This is a genomic window from Chimaeribacter sp. YP20170169 (genome assembly GCF_056739715.1).
This window is the reverse complement of record NZ_CP176824.1, coordinates 243,007-266,972: the sequence shown is the minus strand read 5'-3', so window position 1 is coordinate 266,972 and position 23,966 is coordinate 243,007. Positions and strand designations below refer to the sequence as shown.

Below are 23,966 nucleotides of genomic sequence, written 5' to 3'. Positions count from 1 at the left end.
CGCAGCTGCGGCCCCCCCGCACTGCGCCGTTCTTCCCTGATTGAACATGTGGCGCCGTCTTATTTACCATCCTGAAGTCAACTACGCCCTGCGGCAAACGCTGGTGCTCTGCCTGCCCGCGGCCATCGCGCTGCCGTTCGGCCAGCTCCAGGTCGGCTTGCTCTTCTCACTGGTGCCCGCCTGCTGCAACATCGCCGGTCTCGACACGCCCCATCGGCGCTATGTAAAACGTCTGGCCATTGGCGGTACGCTGTTCGCCGGATGCAGCCTGATACTGCAACTGCTCTTGCTCTACGCCCACTGTCCGCTGCCGCTGATTTTGCTGGCGCTGGCGCTGCTGCTCGGCGTGACAGGCGAGATCAGCCCGCTGCATGGCCGGCTGCTCAACGGCACGCTGGTGGCGGCCATCTTTACCCTTAGCATGGCTGGCACCACGCCGCTCTGGCAGGCACCGGGGCTGTTCGTGCTCGGCACGCTCTGGTATGGGCTGTTTACCTGGGGCTGGTTCCGGCTGTGGAAAGAGCAGCCAATGCGTGAATCGCTCAGTCTGCTCTACCGCGAACTGGGTGACTACGTTGATGCCAAGTACAGCCTGCTGACCCAGCATCTAGATCCAGACACTGCCCTGCCCCCGCTGCTCAAGCGCCAGCAGAAGGTGATGGAGTTGATTGTGCAGGTCTATCAGCAACTGCATATGCTCTCCGGCGAGCGCCACCCGCACTATCGGCGGCTGTTCCGCGCCTTCCAGGTGGCGCTCGATCTCCAGGAGCACATTACCGTCAGCCTGCACCAGCCAGAGGAGGTGCAGAAACTGGTGGCGCAGAGCCAAGCAGAGGCGATTATCCGCCGCAATGCGGAGGTGATCGCCAAGCGGCTGCGGATGATTGCCGATGACCTGCTCTACCACCGCCGCTCCGCCCGCTTTGAGATGGGCGGCGAACTGGCAGCGCTGGAGAAGATTGCCAACCGCTACCCTGATAACCCGGTCGGCCAGTTCTGCTACTACCACTTCAACCGCATCGCGCGCCTGTTGCATACCCAGCGGCCGCTCTATCGCCGTAACCTGATGGAGAGCCGCAACCGCCTGCCCTTCTGGCCAGCGCTGAAGCGCTATCTCTCCTGGCGATCGATGTCGCTGCGCAACGCCGCACGCGTCGGCGTGATGCTGGCGCTCGGCAGCTCGATTGGCCTGTTCTTTGACCTGCCGAAACCCTATTGGGTGCTGCTCACCGCGCTGCTGGTGATCCAGAACGGCTACAACGCCACGCGCGTGCGTATCCAGCACCGCGCCATCGGCACGTTGGCCGGGCTGGTGCTGGCCGCTGGCGTGCTGCACCTGCAACTGCCGCAAGCCGCGATGCTGGGCCTGTTGGTGTTGATCATGCTGGCCGCCTATCTGGTGCTGCGCAATAACTACGGGCTGGGCATGGTGGGGCTGACCATCACTGCGGTCTACACGCTGCAACTGGTGACGCAAAATGGCGCTAACTTCCTGATTCCACGGTTAGTAGACACGCTGATTGGTTGCGCGCTGGCCTTTGGCAGCACCATCTGGCTCTGGCCACAGTGGCAGAGCGGCAAGCTGCGCGACAACGCCTGGCAGGCGTTGGAAGCCTATCAGGAGGCGATCCGCCTGCTGCTCAGCGCCAACCCAGATCCGGCAAAGCTGGCCTATACCCGCATCATGGCCAATCAGACGCACAACACCCTCTACACCGCCCTCAATCAGGCGATGCAGGAGCCGGGCTTCAACTCCCACTACCTGGCTGACATGCGGCTCTGGGTGATGCACAGCCAGTCAATTGTTGAGCACCTGAACGCGATGACTATCCTGGCACGCGATCACTACATGCTGACCCCGGCGCTGGCGCAGGAGTATTTGGAGACCTGTGAGATTGCGCTCCAGAGCTGCCAGCAGCGGCTGATGTATGACGGCCCGGCCGACGGCAACCCCTCGTCAGACCCGATGTTCCGCGCGCCGGACAGCGCGCCGGAGATGCCAGTGACCGAGATGGAGCGCCCGTTGCGCCGCATCCTCTCGCACCTCAACGCGATGAACACCATCTCCAGCCTGGCCTGGCGACAGCGCCCGCACCACGGCATCTGGCTGGCGCGCCGCGTGAAGCGCGATCAAAAAAGCCGCCCGGAGGCGGCTTCAGAGTAGCGGGGACTTTAGCCCGCCAGCGTGGCGATGGCCTTCTCCAGCCGCGCCATGCCCTCATGGATGTCATCAAACTCGATCACCAGCGACGGCGCAAAACGCAGCACATTCGGCCCGGCGTTGAGCATCATCAGCCCCTGCTCCGCCGCGGCCGTCAGTACATCGCGGGCCCTGTTCTGGTACGGCTCGCTTAGCTCCGCGCCCAGCAACAGCCCCATGCCGCGCACCTCTTTGAAGATCGCATACTTCTGGTTGATCGTCTCCAGCGCCTTCAGGAAGTGCTGGCGACGCTCCTCAATGCCCGCCAACACCTGCGGGGTGTTGATGGTATCCAGTGCCGCCTCGGCCACCGCACAGGCCAGCGGGTTGCCGCCGTAGGTGGTGCCGTGGGTGCCGACCGTCATTGCCGAAGCGATCTCCTCGGTGGTCAGCATCGCGCTGACCGGGAAACCGCCCCCCAGCGCCTTGGCGGTGGTCAGGATGTCCGGCGTCACGCCGTAGTGCATGTAGCTAAAGAGCTGGCCGCTCCGGCCCATGCCACTCTGCACCTCATCAAACACCAGCAGTGCCTGATGCTGGTCACAGAGCGCGCGCAGCCCTTGCAGGAACGCGGCGTCCGCGGGCGTCACACCGCCCTCGCCCTGAATCGGCTCCACCACGATGGCGCAGGTGTGGTCATCAATGACCGCTTTTACCGCATCGAGATCGTTGTAAGGCACATGGACGATGTCCGCCGGTTTCGGGCCAAAGCCGTCGGAGTACTTGGGCTGGCCGCCCACCGACACGGTAAACAGCGTGCGGCCGTGGAACGCGTTATGGAACGCGATGATCTTGCTCTTATAGGGGCTGTGGCGGTGGGAGGCGTAGTAGCGCGCCAGCTTGAAGGCAGCCTCGTTGGCCTCTGCCCCGGAGTTGGCGAAGAAAACGCGCTCGGCAAAGGTGGCGTCAATCAGCTTCTGCGCCAGACGCAGCGCCGGCTCATTGGTGAAGACGTTGCTGACGTGCCAGAGCGTTTCGCCCTGCTGGTGCAGCGCCGCCACCAGCGCCGGGTGGCAGTGGCCAAGCGCGGTCACCGCGATGCCGCCAGCGAAGTCCACATACTCCTTGCCCTGCTGATCCCAGACCCGGCTGCCCTTGCCCTTCACCGGAATGAACTGTGCCGGTGCATAAACAGGCAAAATCACCTGATCAAACGTGTCACGACCCACTGCTGATTTATCTGTCATACCGCTCTCCCTCTGCCATCAGACCAGCCGCCACGACCCGATGCCGCCACAGCTCATGAAATTATAATCAGGAAATATGCATAATAAATCATTTGCAGGCAACCGGAAATCGCCTGCGATGGCAAATTGTTGCCGTCAGCGGGCGAGGAAGTTGCCCAGCAGCTGCAAACCCTGTTCGCTCAGGATGCTCTCTGGGTGGAACTGCACCCCCTCCAGCGGCAGCGTGCGGTGGCGGATGCCCATGATCTCATCCTGCGCGCCGTCGCGCTCCGTCCAGGCGGTGACGCGGAAGCAGTCGGGCAGGCTCGGTGGATCAATCACCAGCGAGTGGTAGCGGGTAACGGTCAACGGCTGGTTGAGCGACTGGAACACCCCTTCGCCATCATGGCGGATGGACGAGGTCTTGCCATGCATCACCTGCCGGGCGCGGACAATGCGCGCGCCGAAGCTCTGGGCCATCGCCTGATGCCCGAGGCAGACGCCCAGAATCGGCAGCTTGCCGGCAAAGTGGCGGATGGCGGCTAGCGAAATGCCCGCCTCATCCGGCGTGCAGGGGCCGGGCGAGATCACCAACTGCGCGGGTGCCAGCCGGGCGATGCCATCCAGGTCAATGTGGTCGTTGCGGATAACCTGTACCTCAGCGCCAAGCTGGCAGAAATATTGGTACAGGTTATAGGTGAAGGAGTCGTAGTTATCGATCAACAGCAGCATGGGCAGATCCGGCAGAACATCACCAGGCAATTCTACTCATTTTCGCCGGGTTCGCTCACGACTTTATTGAAAATGGCGGTCAAATCGCTGAGATCACCAAACGCTGCCTTCTCATTGGCCGCTACCCAGCCCTCATGATCCGCGCGCGACCAGTCAATGACATAACCGGCGTGAATCACCAATTGCTCGAAGAAGATGCGTTGCGCCCGGCCATTACCCTCGCGGAACGGGTGCAGCACGTTCAACTCGCAGTAGTAGTACGCCAGCCGCTCCACCAGTTTGTCACGTGGCAGGTCAGTCAGGTACTCCTCATCCTCCAGCGCCTGCATCAGCGCGTTGCCCTCTTTCTCAATGTAGGCGAAGTGACAGAAGCGGGTATCCTGCTTATAGATATCCATTTCGCGCAACTCGCCAGCCCACTCATAGAGATCCTGGAACAGCGTCTGGTGGATGGCGCAGAGGTGCGGCAGCCCACACTCGCGCGGCCCGAGCGGGATGGTCGCGGCGCGCAGTGGCGTCAGCGCCAGTTCCGCCTCCAGCAGGATGGCGGCCTTGCGGATGCCCAGCTTGTTTTTTAATACCTGGGAATTGGCATAGAGATAGGGATCGGCACCATCGCCAAATTTATCGTTCATAGTTGGCCCTCACTTCCTCCAGACGCGCCAGTGCCTCGTCGGCGGGCAGCGTAACCGCCTTAATCTGGTGGCCATCAAGGGCCGTGCTTGCCTGAAAATTGGCATTTTTCCGCTGATCAAACAGCTTCTCTTTTTGCCTGAGCGTCATCTTTTTCGCCACGGTAGACCTCCTTTTGGCCGGTTAATGCGTCCGGTAAGGACAGGCACTGTTTCGCCTGCCTGCGGCTAAGTATAGACATTGGCATTCGGGACGCAGGGCGACGGATAAAAGGTCGGGGCGAAACGGGGCCAGCCACGGCTGGCCCCGTGCGGGTTAAGGCAGGATTTTGGCGGAAAGCAGAGTGATTGGTTTGGAAGGCACGTTCTGGTAAGGGCCGACGTTTTCGGTCTTCACCTGGGAGATCTTGTCTACCACCTCTATCCCCTTGACCACCTTGCCAAATACGGCGTAGCCAAAATCGCGCTGGCCATGATCCAGGAAGGCGTTGTCCGCCACGTTGATAAAGAATTGGCTGGTGGCGCTGTCTTTATCGGCGGTACGCGCCATGGCGATGGTGCCGCGCAGGTTGCGCAGGCCGTTGTCCGCTTCATTCTTGATCGGGGCGTTGGTGATCTTCTGCTGCATGTCAGCGGTAAAGCCGCCGCCCTGAACCATAAAACCTGGGATCACGCGATGAAAAAGGGTGTTGTTATAGTAACCACTCTGGACGTAATCGACGAAATTCTTCACGGAAACCGGGGCTTTCTGGCTGTCCAGCTCCAGCTCAATATTTCCCGCTGACGTGGTAAGCATGACGTGTGTCTCGCCTGCGGCCTGCGCCAATGGGGCAAGCGCCGTCAGGGAAAACAGCGTGGCAAAAGCCACTAAAGTACGTTTGAACATGAACGGGTTCCTTTTTCCGGGTACAAACAACACAAACGCGTTGATTCTAAAGAGGCCCCCAAAGGGGCGCCAGCGCTTTACCTTTATTTACTTTAACAAAAGGTGACGGCTAACGTGTCGCCGCCTGACACGACCAGCTGGGAACCGATGCAGGGTTATCGTTTGCCTGCACAAAATTGGCGACATTTGGCAAATCTTTGCCATTTATTGCAGCTATTACACAATAAGTAAGATATGCATCACAAATAATTCGCTGCCCTGTGTTACGATTCTGCGCTTCACGCCTGATCTCTCAGGCGGATTGCCAGTTCCCCCCATATTTTTACGTTTAACTGACAACCAGGCACGTCTATGACTAACAGCAATCGAATCAGGCTCACATGGATTAGTTTCTTCTCCTACGCGCTTACTGGCGCATTGGTAATTGTCACCGGGATGGTGATGGGAAATATCGCGCAGTATTTCAACCTGCCGGTTTCCAGCATGAGTAACACCTTCACCTTCTTAAACGCCGGTATCCTGGTATCCATTTTCCTCAACGCCTGGCTGATGGAGATCATCGCCCTGAAGCGCCAGCTGATCTTCGGCTTTGTGCTGATGCTGGTGGCGATTGTCGGCCTGATGAACAGCCATAGCCTGGCGGTCTTCTCCGGCTGCATGTTTATCCTTGGCGTGGTCAGCGGCATCACCATGTCGATCGGCACCTTCCTGATCACCCACCTGTATGAGGGTCGCCAGCGCGGTTCGCGCCTGCTGTTCACCGACTCCTTCTTCAGCATGGCTGGCACCCTGTTCCCAATCATCGCCGCCGCCCTGCTGGCGCGCAGCATTGCCTGGTACTGGGTCTACGCCTGCATCGGCGTGCTCTATATCGCCATTTTCATCCTGACGCTGGTGTCGGAGTTCCCGAAACTGGGCAACGACGCGCCGAAGTCCGTGCAATCCGTGAAGAAAGAGAAGTGGGGCATTGGCGTGCTGTTCCTCTCCATCGCCGCCCTGTGTTACATCCTTGGCCAGCTTGGCTTTATCCAGTGGGTACCGACCTACGCCGCCAAGCAGTTCAATATGGACATCACCCAAGCCGGCAGTCTGGTGAGCAACTTCTGGACGGCGTACATGGTGGGCATGTGGGTCTTCAGCGTGGTGCTGCGCTTCTTTGATCTGCAACGCATCGTCACCGTGTTGGCGGGTGCCTCGACCCTGCTGATGTACCTGTTCATCAGCACCTCCGACGCCTCGATGCTGCACTACACCATTCTGGGTCTGGGCTTTGTCTCCAGTGCCATCTACACCACGCTGATCACTCTCGGCTCCCAGCAGACCAAGGTGTCATCGCCGAAACTGGTGAACTTCATCCTGACCTGCGGCACCATCGGCACCATGCTGACCTTCGTGGTGACCGGCCCGATCGTTGCCAAGAGCGGCGAGCACGCGGCACTGGCGACCGCCAACAGCCTCTATCTGGTGGTCTTCGTGATGTGCCTGCTGCTTGGTTTCGTGACCAAGCACCGCCTGCACGGCCACACGGCGGAAGCCAGCCACTAAGGCCGTCGCTTCCCCAGCAAGGGCGCCCCAGGGCGCCCTTTTCTATTTTGCGGACATAAAAAAACCGCCGGAAGCGGCGGTTTTCAGCAGACGGGCCAGTTACGGCTGGGCGACAAAGCCGATGGCGTCATAGACGCGCGTCAGCGTCTCCTGCGCACGGGCGCGCGCCTTGGCTGCGCCATCACGCATGATCTGTTGCAGCAGCGCCTCGTTGTCGCGGAAGTGGTGATAGCGCGCCTGCAGGTCAGTCAGCATCCCGGAGACAGCATCCGCCACCGCACCCTTCAGATGGCCATACATCAGCCCCTCAAACTCCTTCTCCAGCTCAGCCACCGGCTTGCCGGTCACGCCAGAGAGAATGTCTAGCAGGTTGGAGACACCCGCCTTGTTAGCAACGTCATAACGCACCACTGGCGGCTCATCGGAGTCGGTCATCGCACGCTTGATCTTCTTCGCCACGGCTTTCGGGTCTTCCAGCAGGCCGATGACGTTGTTGCGGTTGTCATCTGACTTGGACATCTTCTTGGTCGGCTCCTGCAACGACATTACGCGCGCGCCAGATTTCGGAATGAACGGCTCCGGCACCTTGAAGATATCGCCATACAGCGCGTTGAAGCGCGCCGCCACGTCACGGCTCAGCTCCAGATGCTGCTTCTGGTCTTCCCCCACCGGCACCTGATTGGTCTGGTAGAGCAGGATATCCGCCGCCATCAGCACCGGGTAGTCAAACAGGCCGGCGTTGATGTTCTCGGCATAGCGCGTTGACTTGTCCTTGAACTGGGTCATGCGGCTCAGCTCGCCAAAGTAGCTGTAGCAGTTCAGCACCCAGCTCAGCTGCGTGTGCTCCGGCACATGGGACTGGACAAAGATGGTGCTCTTTTCCGGGTCGATGCCGCAGGCCAAGTAGAGCGCCAGCGTATCCAGCGTGGCCTTGCGCAGCGCGTTGGCGTCCTGGCGCACCGTGATGGCGTGCAGGTCAACGATGCAGTAGATGCACTCATACTCATCCTGCATGGTTACCCACTGACGCAGCGCACCCATGTAGTTACCAATGGTCAGTTCACCGGACGGCTGCGCGCCGCTGAATACGATGGGCTTACTCATGTTATGCTTCCTGATTCTTGAATGATGACAGCCCAAGAGTGGGCAATAAATCGGCAAAATGGTCGATGACGCAGTCAGGCTGGCTCAGCGCAATCGGCTCACCGTAGTTATAGCCATAGCTCAGCGCAATCGCCGGGCAGCCGGCCGCCTTGGCCGCCTGAATATCATTGCGCGAGTCGCCAACAAACGCCATCTCTGACGCCCGTACCCCCAGCTTGCCCAGCATCAGATAGAGCGGGGCCGGGTGCGGCTTCTTCGCCACTACGTCATCGCCACCGATAACCAGCGAGAAGTACTCCGCGATGCCCAATGCCTGCAACAACGGCGCGACAAAGGGCGTAGGCTTGTTGGTGATGATGCCAAGCGGCAGGCCGCTACGCGCCAGCTGCGCCAGGGTGTCACGCACGCCCGGAAAGAGCTGACTGCCCGACTCGGCAGTCTGGGCGTAAAAGTGGTCAAAACGGGCGCGCAGCGCGGCCAGCTCGTGGCCGCCCTCACCCTGCGTCGCCCAGTGGAGCGCGCGCTCCACCAGCACATCCGCACCATTGCCGATCCAGGTGCTGACGCGAGCCTCGCCAGCGGCCGACAGCCCGGCCTCCACCAGCGCCTGATCAATCGCCTGCGCCAGCCCCGGCGCGCTGTGGATCAGCGTGCCATCCAGATCGAACGCCAGCGCGCGCAAGCCGCTGAAATCAGCCATGGGCCACCTTCGCCAGTTCGCCACGCATCTGCTCAATCACTTCACGGTAATCCGGCGCGTTGAAGATGGCGGAGCCAGCGACAAACATGTCCGCGCCCGCGGCAGCGATCTCGCCGATGTTCTCCACCTTCACGCCGCCGTCCACCTCCAGCCGGATGTCAAAACCGCTCTCATCAATGCGGCGGCGCACCTGGCGCAGCTTGTCCAGCGTATGGTGGATGAAGGACTGGCCGCCGAAACCGGGGTTAACAGACATCAGCAGGATCACGTCCAGCTTGTCCATCACATAGTCCAGGTAGCTCAGTGGGGTGGCCGGGTTGAATACCAGACCGGCCTTGCAGCCATGATCTTTGATCAGTTGCAGGGTTCGGTCGATATGCTCGGAGGCTTCTGGGTGGAAGGAGATGTAGCTGGCGCCAGCGGCAGCGAAATCCGGCACCAGACGGTCTACCGGCTTCACCATCAGGTGAACGTCAATCGGGGCGGTAATGCCATAGTTGCGCAGTGCCTGGCAGACTGCCGGGCCGATGGTCAGGTTAGGGACGTAGTGGTTGTCCATCACGTCAAAGTGCACCACGTCAGCGCCGGCAGCCAGCACCTTCGCCGTATCCTCACCCAGGCGGGCAAAGTCTGCCGACAAAATCGACGGCGCAATCAAAAACTGTTTCATCCGCATCTCCAAACGGTAGGGGTTAATCGTCATTGGGATCGCGACACACCCGGCGGAACCGCGCTCCCCTTAGCGTTTATACAGTGCCAAAAGCTCATCCACTTTGCTACGCCCGAACGCATTGCTGCTGATGGTGCGCCGCACCTGCACCACGTGCATCTCCGCCGCCTGTTGATACCAGTCACGCGTCAGCGCCGTATCATGGTTGGAGATCAGCACCGGGATCTGCCGCTCATCGGCCAAGTGGTTCGCCAGCCGCGCCAGCTCCTGCTGGTCTGCCATATCGAACCCATTGGTGTGGTAGGCCGTAAAGTTGGAGGTGGCGGAGAGCGGTGCATAGGGCGGATCGCAATAGACCACGGCCCCCGGTTGGGCATTGGTCAGGGTCTGCGTGTAGCTTTCACAGACGAACGTGGCGTTGCACTCATTGGCCTTGCGGGCAAAGAACTCCAGCTCGTCCTGCGGGAAGTAGGGTCGCTTGTAGCGCCCAAACGGCACGTTGAACTCGCCGCTCAGGTTATAACGGCACAGGCCGTTGTAGCAATGGCGGTTCAGGTAGAGGAACAGCTGCGCCCGCTCATAGGGGTCACGGCTGAGGTTGAACTGCGTGCGCAACTGGTAGAACGCGTCGGCATTGTTGAACTCGTCGCTGAAGAGCTCGCGGGCGTCCCGCACGAAGTCGCCGGTACGCGTCTTGACGATGTTGTACAGGTTGATCAGGTCACTGTTGATATCCGCCAAGATATAGGCGTCATAATCTGTATTGAGGAACACAGAGCCTGCGCCGACAAAGGGTTCAATCAGGCAGTCGCCTGCGGGCAGGTGGCGTTTGATCTCCTCAATCAGGGGATACTTGCCACCAGCCCATTTTAAAAACGCGCGGTTCTTCTTCATGCCGTCGGTTAGCTACTTATACAATTCAGAGCCGCGGATTGTACTCTAGTTTCAGACAGCACATCAGCGCACAACTAAGGTTTATTTCTTCAGGTCCTGCTGTACCTGGCGTACAGGCTTGACCCACGGTTTCTTGGCTTGCACGTCCGCTGGCAGACGGGCGATGGCCTGCTTGGCTTCCGCCGAGGAGGCATAGTTGCCGCTGATCAGGACATACCACGGTTTGCCGTCACGGGTGGTCTGGTAGACCTGGTAGTGGGTCAGCTTCTGCTGGCGTGCGAAGGCATTCAGCGTGTCCGAACGGGAGGCGCTGCTCAGCTGCAAGGTGTAGTGGCTGGCAGGCGCACCCTGGATCGCGCCACCGCTGGCGACAATGCCACCGGAAGCGGCGCTGCTGCTACGGGCTGGGGCGCTTTTCGCTGGCGCGCTCTGCGGCGCGGCGGCATGGCTCTGTGGGCGGCTATGGGTGGCGGCTGGCTTGGCCGGGGCCACCTGCGGCGCCGGGGCCACCTGCGGCGCCGGGGCAACGGCGGAAGGTGCCAGCGTCGCCGGATCTGTCGGCAGGGTGGAACCACCCTGCACCATCCCATCGGAGGCGGCATTCACCTGATCCTGCTGCTGGGAGAGGGCATCGGTCATGTTGCCCGGCAAATCGACACGCTGCTGGTCAGCCGGGGCCTGCACTGGTTCGGCCTGTGTCGGGGTCGAGGCGATGGGCGGCACGCTAATGTCCTGTGGCTGGCCGCTGGCCGGGGCGTTGGCGGCGGCAGACGACGCACTGCCATTTTCCGTAGGGTTGCCACCCAAGGTAATCTCTTTTGCGTTGCCAGCTTGCTGGCTGGACTCCTGCGGCGTCGGGGCCTTCAGGGCGGAGCCGATGCCGAGGATCAGCAACACCAGCACCAGAATGCCAATGGCAATCATCAAGTGCTGGCGCGAGATGGCAAAGCGGGGGGGTTGTGAGCGGGAGGCAGAGCGCCGGCGGGTGGAGCGGCGGTCGCTGGTATCCGGTTTCAGGTCGTCTTCGGTGTTAAACTCATCCATCGTCATCCTCCAACTCAGAGGTAAAAGCCTGGCCACTGGCGGGCTGGCTGATTAACCTGTGTGCGTTATCATGAAACCCGCCAGAATGGCGGGCATACCGGTAAGGGTCATGGCGCTTAGGCCGGCAGGCAGTCGTTAATCGATGCCAGCACCACGTCATGCGCTACGCCGCCGCGCACTTCCGACTGACCAATGGCCGTCGGCAGCACCAGACGCAACTCGCCGGCCAGCACTTTCTTGTCACGCATCATGTGCGGCAGATAGGCGTCGGCGTGCATCTCACGCGGGCCGGTGACCGGCAGGTTGGCGCGCAGCAGCAGCGCCCGCAGGCGGGCCACATCCGTCTCGCTGAACTGACCGAGGCGGCGTGCGGTGTGGGCGGCCATCATCATGCCCGCGGCCACGGCCTCGCCATGCAGCCAATTGCCATAACCCATTTCTGCTTCAATAGCATGGCCGTAAGTATGGCCCAAATTCAGCAACGCGCGCTGCCCGCTTTCACGTTCATCGGCGGCCACCACTTCGGCCTTCAGTTCGCAGCAACGGCGGATGCAGTAGGCCAGCGCTGTCATATCCAACGCCATCAGCGCATCGATATTTTGCTCCAGCCACGCAAAGAAGTCGGCGTCGAGGATCACGCCATATTTAATCACCTCCGCCAGACCGGACGACAGCTCGCGCGGCGGCAGGGTGTGCAGGCAGTCCAAATCGACCACCACCGAAACCGGTTGGTAGAACGCGCCGATCATGTTTTTGCCGAGGGGATGGTTCACGGCAGTTTTGCCGCCGACCGAGGAGTCAACCTGCGCCAACAGCGTGGTCGGCACCTGGATAAAGCGCACACCGCGCTGGTAGCAGGCGGCGGCAAAGCCGGTCAGGTCGCCAATCACGCCGCCACCGAGGGCAATCAGCGTGGTGTCGCGCCCGTGCGGCTTTTCAAGCAGTGCGGAGAAGACCTGCTCCATGACAGCCAGTGACTTGTACTGCTCGCCATCCGGCAGGATTACCTGGTCAACCCGTACGCCCGCCTGTTCCAGCACGCCGCGAACGCGATCCAAATAGATCGGCGCCAGCGTCTGGTTGGTCACCAGCATGGCCTGCTCACCGGCTTTCAGCGGGATAAAAGAAGCCGGATCGTTGAACAATCCGGCGGCAATCGTGATGGGATAACTGCGATCCCCTAACGTTACGGTAATCTTCTCCATGTCGCGCTCAGTGACCTTTTTGACCTGTACCTGCGGTTAACCTTTACCCTCAGACGGAAGAGGAAGCGAATTAATTGCTTTCCAGCATGTTGATGATCTGGTTGGCCACTACTTTGGCGCTCTGATCATCAGTGCGGATGGTAACGTCAGCAATCTCTTCATACAGCGGGTTGCGCTCTTTAGCCAGGGCTTCAAGCACTTCACGCGGGGGTGCATCCACTTGCAGCAGCGGGCGCTTTTTATCACGCTGGGTGCGGGCAAGCTGCTTTTCAATGGTGGTTTCGAGATAGACCACAACGCCGCGCGCGGACAAACGGTTACGGGTTTCACGTGATTTCACCGAACCCCCGCCTGTCGCCAGCACAATGCCCTGTTTTTCCGTTAACTCATTAATGATTTTTTCTTCGCGATCGCGGAAACCTTCTTCGCCTTCCACGTCGAATACCCAGCCTACATCGGCCCCGGTACGTCGCTCAATTTCTTGATCGGAGTCGAAAAACTCCATATTGAGTTGCTGAGCTAACTGACGGCCAATAGTGCTTTTGCCGGCACCCATAGGCCCAACCAGAAAGATATTGCGTTTCTCTGCCATGTTTTTCGGTATTACTAAGACATTCGTTAATGTTAACCCGCCCCGCCAATCAAATCAGCGGCGGGACCTAAACTGAAACCTCATGAGCGATAGTGCGAGATCAGACGAAAAATTATCTCAACACTCTTGGTAGTTTGGCAACCGAATAAATCGCTACTGTGCCGCAGGAGGGAAACCGTACGTTTTTATCGGCATTTCGCATTGGGTAAGAATCTCGGTGCGCAATTCGGTAACCCTTGTATGCTAAATCGATGGCAGCGTCAAACGCAGATCTCTTTACCGACACAAAAAGTTGCACAACCTGCGGGTGATTGCCCCTGAAATGCGCAACAGGCCGCATCCCCCCTCCCCGGCCCCTCCAACATTCAGCTGGAACCCATCAGCGTGGGGGTGACAAAAATCACCAGCTGATGGCGGCGCTGCTTTTTGTGGTCATGGGCAAAGAGCGCGCCCACCCAAGGGATGTCACCCAGCCCCGGCACGCTATCCCTCGTCTTTTCATGATGTTGCTGGAAAATGCCCCCCAGTACCACGGTCTCGCCGTTCGCCACGGTCACCTGGGTCTTGATCTCCTGCTTGTCTATCGCCAGCGCCTCCCCCTCCGCCTGCTTGAGAGTACGGCCCGGCATATTCTGGGTAAGGATCAGGTTGAGCGTGATCTTGCCGCTGCGCTGGATCTTGGGTGTCACCTCCATGCCGAGCACCGCCTCCTTGAACTCAATGGAGGTAGAACCACTCGCCCCGCTGGAGACCTGATAGGGGATCTCGGTGCCCTGCTTGATGCTGGCGGTCTGCTGGTGGGCGGTGAGCAAACGCGGGCTGGCGATGATCTCCACCTGATTTTCCTGTTGCAGGGCGCTCAATTCCAGGTCAAGCAGCCGCCCGTCGATGCGCGCCAGAGTGAAACCGGCGGCAGCCGTGCCCTCTGCCACCGGCAGGCCAACCGAAAAGTTGTTCAGGCGGAAGTGGGTGGCCGCCCCTTCGGCAGCCCCCAACCCCCAAGTGACGCCCAGTTCGCGCAGGCTCTCATCGCTGATGGTGACGATATGCGCAGTCAGTTGCACCTGCTGCAACGGGTGGTCGAGCGCCTTGATCCAGTCGGACAACGCCGCCAGCCGTGCCTCGCTGTCATGGATAAGCAGCGAGTTGGTGCGCGCGTCCGTCACGATGCTGCCGCGCGGCGACAGCAGGGTGGCACGCTGGGCATTCAGGCTGGCGGCCACCTCCGATGCCTCGGCGTTCTCCAGCATCACATTCAGTGCGCTGAGTGGCGCGCTCTCCTCCTGGCGTTGCTGCGCCTCGCGCTGCTGTTGCTGGCTCTCCGCCAGCTCACTCTGTGGGAAGATCATCAGCACGTTGCCGTCACGCGTCTGGCTGAGCTTGCCCATCTTGAGCACCAGCGCCAGTGCCTTCTCCCAAGGCACCGCTTTCAGGCGCAGTGACAGCGCCCCGGTGACGCCGGGTGCCAGCACCAGGTTGAGCTGCTGGTGATCCGCCAGCGCCTGCAATACCACGCTGACAGGCGCGTCATGGAACGTCAGATCCAGCGGTGCCGAAGGTGCACCCGCCTCTACCGAGGCACTTGTCAGCAGCAGGCCACACAGCGCGCCGCACCCTGCCCTTCGCCAACCGGCCAGTTGGCGCGCCAGACATCGCCGCCCTGCCGTATTCACTCCTCGTTGCATCAGATCTCCTTATCATTATTAGCCTTAACAGGAACCAGCCACAGCAGCACCGGCGGGCGGCCCTTGCACGCCTCGCCCTCCGCCGCCAGCCGGATATGGTCTTCAGTGACCGCCTCGGTGCGCCAACCCTGCCCGAGCGGCTGGCCCGGCGTGGCCCGTAGCCAATGGCCGTTGGCGTCTCGCAGCCAGCCATCGCGGCGTGCCGGGTCACCCAGGATGCCGCCGGGGTGCCAGTGCGCGCTGTCGGCACAGGCTGGCTCCGCCGGTGGTGCAAAGGGTCGCGCCCGGCCAGCGCCGGGGTGCAGATCAGCACCAGCGCACCCAGCCCGGCCGCCCATGTTTGCCATGCCATTCATGCCTCCTTAATGGCGATCAGCAGTCGCGCCTCCAGCCCGCTGGCGGTCGCCTCCAGCGTCAGTGCCCCGACCTCGGCTGGCGGCCACGCTGCCAGCGCCTCAAGCATCTGTTTAAGGCCGTCATAGCGGGCACGTAGCGCCAGATTCCAGCGCCCGGCCATGCCGTCAGGCTCCCAGTGCAGCAGCGTGCTGCCTGACTGCCGCAGCGGCCCGGCCAGCCACGCCGCCGGATCGCTGGCGGGCTGCGTCGGTTCCGCGATGGCCGTCAGCAAAAGGGTAACGCTGTTCAAGAGCGTTTCCGCCGGCAATGCCGCCAGCCCGGCCTGCTGGCGGGCCATCGCCTGTTGGCTCTCAGCCAGCGCCTGCCGCGCCGCCTGTTGCTGCCGCCACTCAGGCCACAGCACTGCCCGGCCCGCGATGCTCATTAACAGCATTAATAGCAGGAAGAGGATGAGCGCCTGCCGCCGGGGCGACAGGGCGTGCCACACCATCAGGGTGGGAAGAGAAAGGGACATTTTCCGGCCTCCAGGTGGCCTGTAGATCAAAGTGGAGCAGCCCATCTGGCTGCTGATGCACCGCCAGCACGCGAACCTCATGGACTTCATGGCTCTGGCGCAGGGCCGCGACAAACTGCATCACCGGTTCATAATGTCGGCTGCGTCCCTGCCAGCGGAGGGCTTCGCCCTGCTCCTGCCAGACAACCAGCCAGACGTCCGGCGGCAGCATCGCCTCCAGCTCCTGTAGCAATCGCACATAGCGACGCCCAGCCTGCCGCTGCAACGCGGCCCGACGGGCACTCTCCGCCTGTTGCCGGAATGCCGTAACCAGCGCCTGCCGTGCCGCGTAATGGGCGGTGAGCTGGCGCAGTTGGCTGGCGGCGGCCTCTTGCCGCTCAAGGGCGTGTCGCGTCTGCTGGTGCAACGCCTGCCACGCGACCAAAGTGGCGATCAGACACACCAGCGCTGCAGCCACGCCCGCCGCGGCCACCCGGCGCTGGGATACCTGCCGCTGCCGTTGCCGCCACGGCAATAAGTTCACCTGCATCACGGGCAATCCTCCGGGCGCACTGCCAACCCGACGGCGAGCACAAAGGCCGCCGCGGGCGTGCCGATAGGCAGGATGGTATCCGGCAACGTCGCCAAGGGTGACCACGCCTGCACACCCGGCGGTGCCTCATCGAGCACGCTGGAGAGGGCCACCGGCGCGCCATGCAGTGCCGCGGGCAGCAGCGTCTCCCATGGGGTATCCACTGCCGCGACGCCAAACTGGAAGGGATGGCTGCGTGGCGTGGCCCACAGCCAGCCGTGCCAAAACCGGTGAACCACTACGTGCCCGGCGGGCAGGCCAGCCAGCCGGGCGCTGGCCTGTAGCGCACAGGGCGCGATCTCCAGCACCTCTACCGCCAAACCGGCCGCGGCCATCACCTCCAGCCAGGCAGCCACGTCAACCTGTGGTGCGGCGGTCACCACCACCTGCTGCGGCTGGGAGGAGGGGCTGCGGTAGTCCAGCGTCAGTGCCTCGCGTGCCAGTGGGAACTGTTTCGCCGCTTGATTAAGCAGAAAGGTTTCACGATATGGCGCCCGCAACTGGGCATCTGGCGCAGGCAGGGTGCGCTGCAGCACCCGTTCTGCTGGCAGTGCCAGACGCAGCGAATAGCGCCGCGGCAACGCCTGCCGCCAGCGGCACAAACTCGCCACCAGCGGTGCCGTGGCGGGTAGTCCACCACCGGGCACGTCTTCCCCCGGCAATGCCTGCTGCCAACACCCCTTCACTTGCCAGCCACGGCGGCGCGGCACCACGGCCAGCGCGTACCAGCCGTGCGGCTGGATATCCAATCCGATTTGCCATCTCTCCCCGGCCATTGCGATCCCTCTCCTTAATCCCCTTTAACAAAAGAACGTATCCATCATCTGGGGTTGCCTTTATACTACGCCGCGATTGTTTATAAACTGCCCAAACGACATTAAGTGGGAAATCTAAGGTGAAGTTCGTAAAGTATTTTTTAATCCTTGCAATGTGTTGCATTGTGCTGGGAGCCGCCTCGATCTACGGCTTGTACAAGTACATTGAGCCGCAGTTGCCGGATGTGGCGACCCTGAAAGATGTGCGCCTCCAGACCCCGATGCAGGTCTACAGCGCGGAAGGTGATCTGATCGCCCAGTATGGTGAGAAGCGCCGTATCCCGCTGACCCTTAGCCAGATCCCGCCGGAGATGGTGCATGCCTTTATTGCCACGGAAGATAGCCGGTTCTATGAGCACCACGGCGTCGATCCGGTTGGCATCATCCGTGCCGCCTCGGTCGCGCTGGTTTCCGGCCATGCGTCGCAGGGGGCGAGTACCATTACCCAGCAGCTGGCGCGTAACTTCTTCCTGAGTCCAGAACGCACCCTGATGCGTAAGATTAAGGAAGCGTTCCTGGCGATCCGCATTGAGCAGCTGCTGACCAAGGATGAGATCCTGGAGCTATACCTCAACAAGATCTACCTTGGTTACCGTGCCTATGGCGTGGGGGCGGCGGCGCACGTCTATTTCGGCAAGGAGGTCAGCCAGCTGACGCTCGGTGAGATGGCGGTGATCGCCGGCCTGCCGAAAGCGCCCTCTACCTTCAACCCGCTCTACTCCCATGACCGGGCGCTGGCGCGTCGCAACGTGGTGCTGGCGCGGATGCTGGATGAGAACTACATCACCCAGCAGCAGTACCAGCAGGCGCGCGGCGAGACGCTGGAGGCGGATTACCATGCGCCGACCATCGCTTTCTCCGCTCCCTACCTGACGGAGATGGTGCGTCAGGAGATGGTGCATCGCTATGGCGAGAACGCCTATAACGATGGCTACAAGGTCTACACCACCATCACCAAGAAGAACCAGCTGGCGGCGCAGGAGGCAGTGCGTAACAACGTGCTGGCCTATGACATGCGCCACGGCTACCGCGGCCCGGCCAATGTGCTGTGGCGCACCGGCGAGCCAGCCTGGGAGCAGAAGCGCATTCTCGATTCGCTGAAGAGCCTGCCGGTATACGGCCCGCTGTTCCCGGCGGTAGTGACGGCGGCGCAGGCGGATCAGGCCACGGCGCTGATGGCGAACGGCGACAGCATTACGCTGCCGATGGCGGGCATCCGCTGGGCACGCGCTTTCAAGTCCGACAATGTGCAGGGGCCGACGCCGAAACGCGCAACCGATGTGCTGCAAACTGGCCAGCAGATCTGGGTACGCAAGGTGGATGAGGCGTGGTGGCTGGCACAGGTGCCAGACGTCAACTCCGCGCTGGTCTCCCTCAACCCGGCGGACGGCGCGGTCAAGGCGCTGGTGGGCGGCTTTGACTTCAACCAGAGCAAGTTCAACCGCGCCACGCAGGCGCTGCGCCAGGTCGGCTCGAACATCAAGCCGTTCCTCTATACCGCTGCGATGGACAAGGGCCTGACCCTGGCGACCATCCTCAATGACCTGCCAATCTCACGCTGGGATGCGGGCGCTGGCACCGACTGGCGGCCGAAGAACTCCCCGCCGGTCTATGACGGCCCGATCCGTCTGCGTCAGGGGCTGGGTCAGTCGAAGAACGTGGTGATGGTGCGCGCGATGCGCGCGATGGGCGTGGACTACGCGGCCGAGTACCTGCAACGCTTTGGCTTCCCGGCGCAGAACATCGTGCACTCGGAGTCGCTGGCGCTTGGTTCTGCCTCCTTCACCCCGCTGCAACTGGTGCGCGGCTACGCGGTGATCGCCAACGGCGGTTTCCTGGTCGACCCTTACTTCATCAGCAAGATCGAGGACATGGGCGGCAACACCGTGTTTGAGGTCAAGCCGAAAGTGGCCTGCCCAACCTGCAACCTGCCGGTGATCTACGGCGATACGCAGCGCTCGGCCGTGCTGTCGGATGACAACGTGGAGAACGTGGCGGTGTCGCAGTCGCCGAACGCGAACGCCACCGTGCCGATGCCGCAGCTGGAGCAGGTCAGCCCCGGCCAGAGCGCGCCAGACGCAGGCCAGCAGTACGCCCCGCACGTGATCAGCACACCGCTGGCGTTCCTGATCCATGACGCGCTGAACAGCAATATCTTCGGCGAGCCGGGCTGGATGGGCACCGGTTGGCGGGCAGGCCGCGATTTGCAGCGCCATGACATCGGCGGCAAAACCGGCACCACCAACAGCTCGAAAGATGCGTGGTTCTCCGGCTATGGCCCAGAGACCGTCACCTCGGTGTGGATTGGTTTCGATGACCACCGCCGCGATCTGGGCCGCAGCTCCGCCTCTGGCGCGATCCCCGACCAGATTGCCGGGGCCGAAGGCGGCGCGAAAAGCGCCCAGCCGGCGTGGGATGAGTATATGAAGGCAGCACTGGAAGGGATGCCTGAGCAGCCGCTCGCGCCGCCGCCGGGCATTGTCAGCGTCACCATCGACAAACGCACCGGCAAGCTGGCAGATGGCGGTGCGGGCAGCCGTCCGGAGTACTTCATCGACGGCACCCAGCCAACGGAACATGCCGTGCATGATGTCGGCACCACGCTGACGGACAACGGCCAGACGCACGAACTGTTCTGATAGGGCGTGCAGGCAATAAAAAAGCCGGTCACTGACCGGCTTTTTTTATGGCGGCGTTCAGAGCGCCTGTTGGAAAAATTGCTGCGCCAGGAACAGCGCGCTGACGTTGCGCGCCTCGCGGAAGTCCGGCTGTTGCAGCAGCTCCATCATGCGTGCCACCGGCCAGCGCACCTGTACCAGCGGCTCCGGCTCATCCCCCTCCAGCTTTTTGGGGAACAGATCCCGCGCGACCACAATGTTCATCTTGCTGGAAAAGTAGGAGGGCGCCATCGTCAGCTTGCTCAGCACATCAAAGCGGTGCGCGCCGTAGCCAATCTCCTCCATCAGCTCGCGGTTGGCCGCTTCCAGCACCCCCTCGCCCGGATCAATCAGCCCTTTGGGAAATCCCAGTTCATAATCTTCAATGCCCACCGCATATTCGCGGATCAGCAACAGGTCATCGCCGATGACCGGCACAATCATCACGGCCTCACGCTCGGAGGGACGCATCCGCTCATAGACCCGCTGTTGGCCATTGCTAAATGCCAGATCCACCGACTCCACATTGAAGAGCCGTGAACGCGCCACGGTTTCGACTTTCAGGATTTTTGGTTTTTGCAGAGGTTTTTCCATGTCATCCCCAAGAATAGAAGCCTGCGTCAGGCATTGGCCATCGCCATCCCCTGTTTGGTTTACTTTATTATTAACAGAGGCCAGCGGAATGCCACAGGCTTTTTTCCGTGCGGAATGCCCTTTTTTTCATGACATTTATCAGGTAAAAAGGGGAGACTTTGTTGGTTTGCAAGATCTTTTTCTGCAAAGTGGTTACGCTTACGGCAGTGAACGGGCAAAATAGGATTATACCGATACTGGCCCCTGGACTGGGTTGTTATCATCCAATCAGGTCTATATTTGCCATATCACCCATGCGCCCTGTAGCTCTTGGTTATGCCTTTGCGCGATTCTCTCTGGTGGTACGTTAAGCGGCTCGCATGTCACGACACACACTTAATTTACTGTTTCTAAAAGCGTTGGCAACGGTCAGCGCCGCCCTGATGGTGAATGGATGAGCACAATAGTCCTAATATTGGCTGTACTGTTTGCCATGCTGATCATAATCGGGGGTTTTTTGAGAAGCATCTCTCGTCGCCAGACCCCCTTCGCAGCCTCTTTACCCTTCATGAAGCCTAATCAACGCAAACTGACACCCGATGAACGCCAGGCCGTGGAGCGCTACCTGAGCCAGAGCGATCGCCTGAGCCTGACCTCGCTCTCCGCCAGCAACAATATTTTCTCCCTGCGTGACAAGCTGACCCTGACGCCAAAGAGCGACATCGTCTACTCGCTGACCAAGGCCATCACCCGCTATGGCGTGGCAAGCGACGAGCCGAACAAGTGGCGCTACTACCTCGATACGGAGGAGGTGCACCTGCCGCCGTTCTGGGAGCCATACATCACGCAGGATAACCAGGTGGAGATCATCAAGACCCAGACCATTCCGCTGGTGATCTCCCTCAATGGCCATACGCTGGTCAACCATACCTATGACCGCCGCCCGGCCACCACGCCGATGGTGACCGCCCCGGCGCAGAATGCCTCGATCCGCAAGGAGGAGAGCGAGCATATTGAGCTGCTCACCATCCGCCGCGAGACGCTGGAGGAACATGCGCTTTACCAGTCCAACGGTGTCCGTGAGGCGCTGGCGCTCTCCGGCGCGATGGTGCTGCTGTTTTTCAGCCTGACCAGCCCGATGGTGTTCCTGCCGTGGCTGATCCTGCTGGCGCTGGTGCTCAGTGGCTGGGCTGGCTGGCGGCTGTTGCGCCGCATCCCGGATCGGGAGTTGCAGGAGATCCACTGCCTGCGCGGCACGCCAAAGCGCTGGGGGCTGTTTGGTGAGTCCCATCAGGGCAACCTCAACAACATCTCCCTTGGCATCATCGACCTGATCTACCCGGCGCACTGGCAGCCCTATGTGTCACGCGACCTCAATCAGGTGACGGATGTGGACATCTACCTCAACCGCCAGGTGGTGCGTCAGGGGCGTTACCTGTCGTTGCATGAGGAGATCAAGAACTTCCCGCTGCAACACTGGGCCAGAAGTCTGGTGCTGATGTGCGGCTCGCTGCTGGTACTGCTGATGCTGACCAGCTACATCTCCCTGAGCCTGCCGCTGAAGCTGAGCCTCGCCTGGATCCAGGGCGCGAGCAGTACCCAGGTCAACAGCGTCCATGCGCTGGAAGAGACGCCGCTGCGCATCGGCGACACCCTGCGCATTCAGGGCAGTGGCATGTGCTACATCCCGCCGAAGGCCTCGACCAGCACGCGGCCGGCCTTCATGCCATTTGATTGCGCCGGCATCTACTGGAACAACGCCACCCCGCTGCCGCTGCCGGAGTCAGAGACCATCGAGAAGGCATCGGCGCTGCTGGCGACGGTCAATGACCAGCTGCACCCGAGCGGCGCGCCTGACCCGAATATCAACCCGCAGCTGGCGACGGCGATTGAGAAGTCAGGCATGATCCTGCTGGATGATTTCGCCGATATCGTGCTGAAAACGCAGGATTTGTGCAGCAACGATGAGGATTGCGTGCGGCTGAAGAACGCGCTGGTCAACCTTGGCAACGCCCAGAACTGGGGGGCGCTGGTGAAACGTGCCCTGTCGGGCAGCATGAAGGGGATCAACGTGCTGCTGCGCCCGGTCAGCGCCGAGTCGCTGGAAAATCTGGTGAACAGCGCCGCCTCCTCCTTCTACTTCCAGGAGACGCAGCGCGCCGCGCAGGCGCTCAACAGCCCGCCGCCGGGCGGCTTCCTGATCACCAGCGACGAGGGGCGCCAGCTGGTCAGCTACGCCCAGCCAGCGCTGGCGCTGTATGACCTTAGCCCGCAGGATCAGTGGCGCGAGCTGCAACGCCTCTCCGGGCAGCTGCTGCACACGCCGTTCCGCGCCGAGGGGATCATCACCAACCTCACCATCGACGCCAACGGCACGCGGCACATTTCGCTGCATAGCGAGCCAGACATGATCACGCTGTGGCGCTACATGGGCACCAGCCTGCTGCTGCTGGTGGTGGCGGTCAGCTTTGTCACCAACGCCGTGCTGCTGGTCAAGCGGCTGCGTCGCCACCAGCGCCGCCTCAGTGACATCCAGCACTACTACGACAACTGCTTCAACCCCACGCTCGACACCATGCCGCTGCGCCCGTTTGGCTGATTGAGTGAAGACGCCGGGCAGAGATGCCCGCGTCTGTGCTAGGCTAACGTTTTACCGGCGCGTATGCCGGGGCGCCCTGCCCCCTCCAGCCTCTGCCGCCCGCCTTGATTCACCCACACAGGACAACCCTATGCCGCCGGAGTTTGACTGGACCTGCATCGATACCGTTTTGCTGGACATGGATGGCACGCTGCTTGATCTGGAGTTCGACAGCTACTTCTGGTTGCAGCATGTGCCGCAGGCGCTGAGCGAGCGGCGTGGCATCCCGCTGGAGCAGGCGCACGCCTACATTGAGGCGCAATACCTGGCGGTGCAGCACACGCTGAACTGGTACTGCTTCGACTACTGGAGCACCACCCTCGATCTGGATATCGCGGCCATGACCCACGCCGTCGGCCACCGCGCCAGCGTACGTGAGGACACCCTGCCCTTCCTGCAGGCGCTGCGCGAGCAGGGGAAACAGACGATTTTGCTGACCAACGCCCACCCGGTGAGCCTGGCGGTCAAAATGGCGCACACCGGATTGGATGCGCACCTTGATTTATTGATCTCCACCCATACATTTGGGTATCCCAAGGAGGATCAGCGCCTGTGGCAGGCGGTGCAGCAGCATACCGGCTTTGACCCGGCGCGCACGCTCTTTGTCGATGACAACGAGCCGATTCTGGATGCCGCCAGCACCTACGGCATCCGCTACTGTCTGGGGGTGGAAAACCCAGACTCCAGCATGGCGATGAAGCGCTTTCTGCGCCATCCCTCAATGCATGACTACCGCACGTTGTTGCCGGCCTTTGTCTGCCGGTGACAGACCGTTCAGGAGGTTGC

23 protein-coding genes are annotated in these 23,966 nt (G+C 61.3%); 5 read left to right on the top strand and 18 right to left on the bottom strand.

The genetic code is table 11. From position 1 onward, the window contains the following. Positions 1 to 46: 46 nt before the first annotated feature. The gene (locus ACK3SD_RS01140) at positions 47 to 2,164 is read left to right on the top strand and encodes a YccS/YhfK family putative transporter (protein ID WP_481126516.1); all 2,118 of its coding nucleotides are present in this window, start codon (positions 47 to 49) and stop codon (positions 2,162 to 2,164) included. A gap of 8 nt (positions 2,165 to 2,172) precedes the next feature. On the opposite strand, the gene argD is transcribed toward ACK3SD_RS01140, so the two are convergent. The 5 genes from argD to ppiA all read right to left on the bottom strand — a co-directional run bounded on the left by argD (position 2,173) and on the right by ppiA (position 5,616). Next, positions 2,173 to 3,387, bottom strand: coding sequence for a bifunctional acetylornithine/succinyldiaminopimelate transaminase (argD, locus tag ACK3SD_RS01135; RefSeq protein WP_481126515.1), 1,215 nt, complete (start codon positions 3,385 to 3,387; stop codon positions 2,173 to 2,175). 135 nt (positions 3,388 to 3,522) lie between these two features. Beyond that, a complete protein-coding gene (locus ACK3SD_RS01130; RefSeq protein ID WP_481127596.1) occupies positions 3,523 to 4,098 on the bottom strand; it encodes an aminodeoxychorismate synthase component II in 576 nt (191 codons plus the stop codon). 32 nt (positions 4,099 to 4,130) lie between these two features. Continuing rightward, positions 4,131 to 4,733, bottom strand: a complete 603-nt coding sequence (locus tag ACK3SD_RS01125; protein WP_481126514.1) for a putative adenosine monophosphate-protein transferase Fic — start codon at positions 4,731 to 4,733, stop codon at positions 4,131 to 4,133. Beyond that, positions 4,723 to 4,893: a YhfG family protein gene (locus ACK3SD_RS01120; RefSeq protein ID WP_370465581.1), complete on the bottom strand. Its 171-nt coding sequence runs from the start codon at positions 4,891 to 4,893 to the stop codon at positions 4,723 to 4,725. The genes ACK3SD_RS01125 and ACK3SD_RS01120 overlap by 11 nt, the downstream gene beginning before the upstream one ends. 153 nt (positions 4,894 to 5,046) lie before the next feature. Further along, on the bottom strand, positions 5,047 to 5,616 hold the full coding sequence (gene ppiA / locus ACK3SD_RS01115) for a peptidylprolyl isomerase A (RefSeq protein ID WP_481126513.1): 570 nt from the start codon (positions 5,614 to 5,616) through the stop codon (positions 5,047 to 5,049). Between the two features lie 351 nt (positions 5,617 to 5,967). Here ppiA and tsgA point away from each other — a divergent pair, with 351 nt between their 5' ends. Further along, positions 5,968 to 7,161: an MFS transporter TsgA gene (tsgA, locus tag ACK3SD_RS01110; RefSeq protein WP_481126512.1), complete on the top strand. Its 1,194-nt coding sequence runs from the start codon at positions 5,968 to 5,970 to the stop codon at positions 7,159 to 7,161. 99 nt (positions 7,162 to 7,260) lie between these two features. On the opposite strand, the gene trpS is transcribed toward tsgA, so the two are convergent. The 12 genes from trpS to ACK3SD_RS01050 all read right to left on the bottom strand — a co-directional run bounded on the left by trpS (position 7,261) and on the right by ACK3SD_RS01050 (position 17,273). Continuing rightward, positions 7,261 to 8,265: a tryptophan--tRNA ligase gene (trpS, locus tag ACK3SD_RS01105; RefSeq protein WP_137761914.1), complete on the bottom strand. Its 1,005-nt coding sequence runs from the start codon at positions 8,263 to 8,265 to the stop codon at positions 7,261 to 7,263. A 1-nt stretch (position 8,266) separates the two neighbouring features. Continuing rightward, complete coding sequence (locus ACK3SD_RS01100) at positions 8,267 to 8,965, bottom strand: phosphoglycolate phosphatase (RefSeq protein ID WP_481126511.1); 699 nt, start codon at positions 8,963 to 8,965, stop codon at positions 8,267 to 8,269. Beyond that, positions 8,958 to 9,635: a ribulose-phosphate 3-epimerase gene (gene rpe, locus ACK3SD_RS01095; RefSeq protein ID WP_137761912.1), complete on the bottom strand. Its 678-nt coding sequence runs from the start codon at positions 9,633 to 9,635 to the stop codon at positions 8,958 to 8,960. Before rpe ends, ACK3SD_RS01100 begins: the two co-directional genes overlap by 8 nt. Positions 9,636 to 9,704: 69 nt before the next feature. Next, entirely contained in the window at positions 9,705 to 10,529 is an 825-nt protein-coding gene (dam, locus tag ACK3SD_RS01090; RefSeq protein ID WP_481126510.1) for an adenine-specific DNA-methyltransferase, read from the bottom strand. 81 nt (positions 10,530 to 10,610) lie between these two features. Further along, positions 10,611 to 11,573, bottom strand: a complete 963-nt coding sequence (locus tag ACK3SD_RS01085) for an SPOR domain-containing protein (RefSeq protein WP_481126509.1) — start codon at positions 11,571 to 11,573, stop codon at positions 10,611 to 10,613. 116 nt (positions 11,574 to 11,689) lie between these two features. After that, complete coding sequence (aroB, locus tag ACK3SD_RS01080) at positions 11,690 to 12,778, bottom strand: 3-dehydroquinate synthase (RefSeq protein WP_137761909.1); 1,089 nt, start codon at positions 12,776 to 12,778, stop codon at positions 11,690 to 11,692. A 70-nt stretch (positions 12,779 to 12,848) separates the two neighbouring features. After that, on the bottom strand, positions 12,849 to 13,370 hold the full coding sequence (aroK, locus tag ACK3SD_RS01075) for a shikimate kinase AroK (protein WP_072927460.1): 522 nt from the start codon (positions 13,368 to 13,370) through the stop codon (positions 12,849 to 12,851). A 365-nt stretch (positions 13,371 to 13,735) separates the two neighbouring features. Continuing rightward, entirely contained in the window at positions 13,736 to 15,055 is a 1,320-nt protein-coding gene (gene hofQ / locus ACK3SD_RS01070; RefSeq protein WP_481126508.1) for a DNA uptake porin HofQ, read from the bottom strand. Continuing rightward, positions 15,055 to 15,402 (bottom strand): HofP DNA utilization family protein, encoded by a 348-nt coding sequence (locus ACK3SD_RS01065; protein WP_481126507.1) that lies wholly within the window; start codon positions 15,400 to 15,402, stop codon positions 15,055 to 15,057. The genes hofQ and ACK3SD_RS01065 overlap by 1 nt, the downstream gene beginning before the upstream one ends. 5 nt (positions 15,403 to 15,407) lie before the next feature. Then, complete coding sequence (locus ACK3SD_RS01060) at positions 15,408 to 15,836, bottom strand: HofO family protein (RefSeq protein ID WP_481126506.1); 429 nt, start codon at positions 15,834 to 15,836, stop codon at positions 15,408 to 15,410. Beyond that, positions 15,802 to 16,455, bottom strand: a complete 654-nt coding sequence (locus ACK3SD_RS01055) for a PilN domain-containing protein (protein ID WP_481127595.1) — start codon at positions 16,453 to 16,455, stop codon at positions 15,802 to 15,804. Before ACK3SD_RS01055 ends, ACK3SD_RS01060 begins: the two co-directional genes overlap by 35 nt. Then, positions 16,455 to 17,273 carry a type IV pilus biogenesis protein PilM gene (locus ACK3SD_RS01050; protein WP_481126505.1) on the bottom strand — a complete coding sequence of 273 codons (819 nt, stop codon included), beginning with the start codon at positions 17,271 to 17,273 and terminating at the stop codon, positions 16,455 to 16,457. Before ACK3SD_RS01050 ends, ACK3SD_RS01055 begins: the two co-directional genes overlap by 1 nt. A 119-nt stretch (positions 17,274 to 17,392) precedes the next feature. On the opposite strand from ACK3SD_RS01050, the gene mrcA reads away from it, so the two are divergent. Continuing rightward, positions 17,393 to 19,951, top strand: coding sequence for a peptidoglycan glycosyltransferase/peptidoglycan DD-transpeptidase MrcA (mrcA, locus tag ACK3SD_RS01045; RefSeq protein ID WP_481126504.1), 2,559 nt, complete (start codon positions 17,393 to 17,395; stop codon positions 19,949 to 19,951). Positions 19,952 to 20,008: 57 nt separating this feature from the next. On the opposite strand, the gene nudE is transcribed toward mrcA, so the two are convergent. Continuing rightward, complete coding sequence (gene nudE, locus ACK3SD_RS01040) at positions 20,009 to 20,563, bottom strand: ADP compounds hydrolase NudE (protein ID WP_137761903.1); 555 nt, start codon at positions 20,561 to 20,563, stop codon at positions 20,009 to 20,011. Between the two features lie 433 nt (positions 20,564 to 20,996). Between nudE and ACK3SD_RS01035 the strand changes: the two genes are divergently transcribed. Both ACK3SD_RS01035 and yrfG read left to right on the top strand, forming a co-directional pair. Beyond that, positions 20,997 to 23,141, top strand: coding sequence for an intracellular growth attenuator family protein (locus ACK3SD_RS01035; protein ID WP_481126503.1), 2,145 nt, complete (start codon positions 20,997 to 20,999; stop codon positions 23,139 to 23,141). A 130-nt stretch (positions 23,142 to 23,271) separates the two neighbouring features. Further along, a complete protein-coding gene (gene yrfG, locus ACK3SD_RS01030) occupies positions 23,272 to 23,946 on the top strand; it encodes a GMP/IMP nucleotidase (protein ID WP_481126502.1) in 675 nt (224 codons plus the stop codon). Positions 23,947 to 23,966: the final 20 nt, after the last annotated feature.

Bases quoted from the DNA above. Each gene is read 5' to 3' on its own strand.
- ACK3SD_RS01140 (WP_481126516.1), top strand. From the start codon at position 47: ATGTGGCGCCGTCTTATTTACCATCCTGAAGTCAACTACGCCCTGCGG.
- argD (WP_481126515.1), bottom strand. From the start codon at position 3,387: ATGACAGATAAATCAGCAGTGGGTCGTGACACGTTTGATCAGGTGATT.
- ACK3SD_RS01130 (WP_481127596.1), bottom strand. From the start codon at position 4,098: ATGCTGCTGTTGATCGATAACTACGACTCCTTCACCTATAACCTGTAC.
- ACK3SD_RS01125 (WP_481126514.1), bottom strand. From the start codon at position 4,733: ATGAACGATAAATTTGGCGATGGTGCCGATCCCTATCTCTATGCCAAT.
- ppiA (WP_481126513.1), bottom strand. From the start codon at position 5,616: ATGTTCAAACGTACTTTAGTGGCTTTTGCCACGCTGTTTTCCCTGACG.
- tsgA (WP_481126512.1), top strand. From the start codon at position 5,968: ATGACTAACAGCAATCGAATCAGGCTCACATGGATTAGTTTCTTCTCC.
- trpS (WP_137761914.1), bottom strand. From the start codon at position 8,265: ATGAGTAAGCCCATCGTATTCAGCGGCGCGCAGCCGTCCGGTGAACTG.
- ACK3SD_RS01100 (WP_481126511.1), bottom strand. From the start codon at position 8,965: ATGGCTGATTTCAGCGGCTTGCGCGCGCTGGCGTTCGATCTGGATGGC.
- rpe (WP_137761912.1), bottom strand. From the start codon at position 9,635: ATGAAACAGTTTTTGATTGCGCCGTCGATTTTGTCGGCAGACTTTGCC.
- dam (WP_481126510.1), bottom strand. From the start codon at position 10,529: ATGAAGAAGAACCGCGCGTTTTTAAAATGGGCTGGTGGCAAGTATCCC.
- ACK3SD_RS01085 (WP_481126509.1), bottom strand. From the start codon at position 11,573: ATGGATGAGTTTAACACCGAAGACGACCTGAAACCGGATACCAGCGAC.
- aroB (WP_137761909.1), bottom strand. From the start codon at position 12,778: ATGGAGAAGATTACCGTAACGTTAGGGGATCGCAGTTATCCCATCACG.
- aroK (WP_072927460.1), bottom strand. From the start codon at position 13,370: ATGGCAGAGAAACGCAATATCTTTCTGGTTGGGCCTATGGGTGCCGGC.
- hofQ (WP_481126508.1), bottom strand. From the start codon at position 15,055: ATGCAACGAGGAGTGAATACGGCAGGGCGGCGATGTCTGGCGCGCCAA.
- ACK3SD_RS01065 (WP_481126507.1), bottom strand. From the start codon at position 15,402: ATGGCAAACATGGGCGGCCGGGCTGGGTGCGCTGGTGCTGATCTGCAC.
- ACK3SD_RS01060 (WP_481126506.1), bottom strand. From the start codon at position 15,836: ATGAGCATCGCGGGCCGGGCAGTGCTGTGGCCTGAGTGGCGGCAGCAA.
- ACK3SD_RS01055 (WP_481127595.1), bottom strand. From the start codon at position 16,455: ATGCAGGTGAACTTATTGCCGTGGCGGCAACGGCAGCGGCAGGTATCC.
- ACK3SD_RS01050 (WP_481126505.1), bottom strand. From the start codon at position 17,273: ATGGCCGGGGAGAGATGGCAAATCGGATTGGATATCCAGCCGCACGGC.
- nudE (WP_137761903.1), bottom strand. From the start codon at position 20,563: ATGGAAAAACCTCTGCAAAAACCAAAAATCCTGAAAGTCGAAACCGTG.
- ACK3SD_RS01035 (WP_481126503.1), top strand. From the start codon at position 20,997: ATGAGCACAATAGTCCTAATATTGGCTGTACTGTTTGCCATGCTGATC.
- yrfG (WP_481126502.1), top strand. From the start codon at position 23,272: ATGCCGCCGGAGTTTGACTGGACCTGCATCGATACCGTTTTGCTGGAC.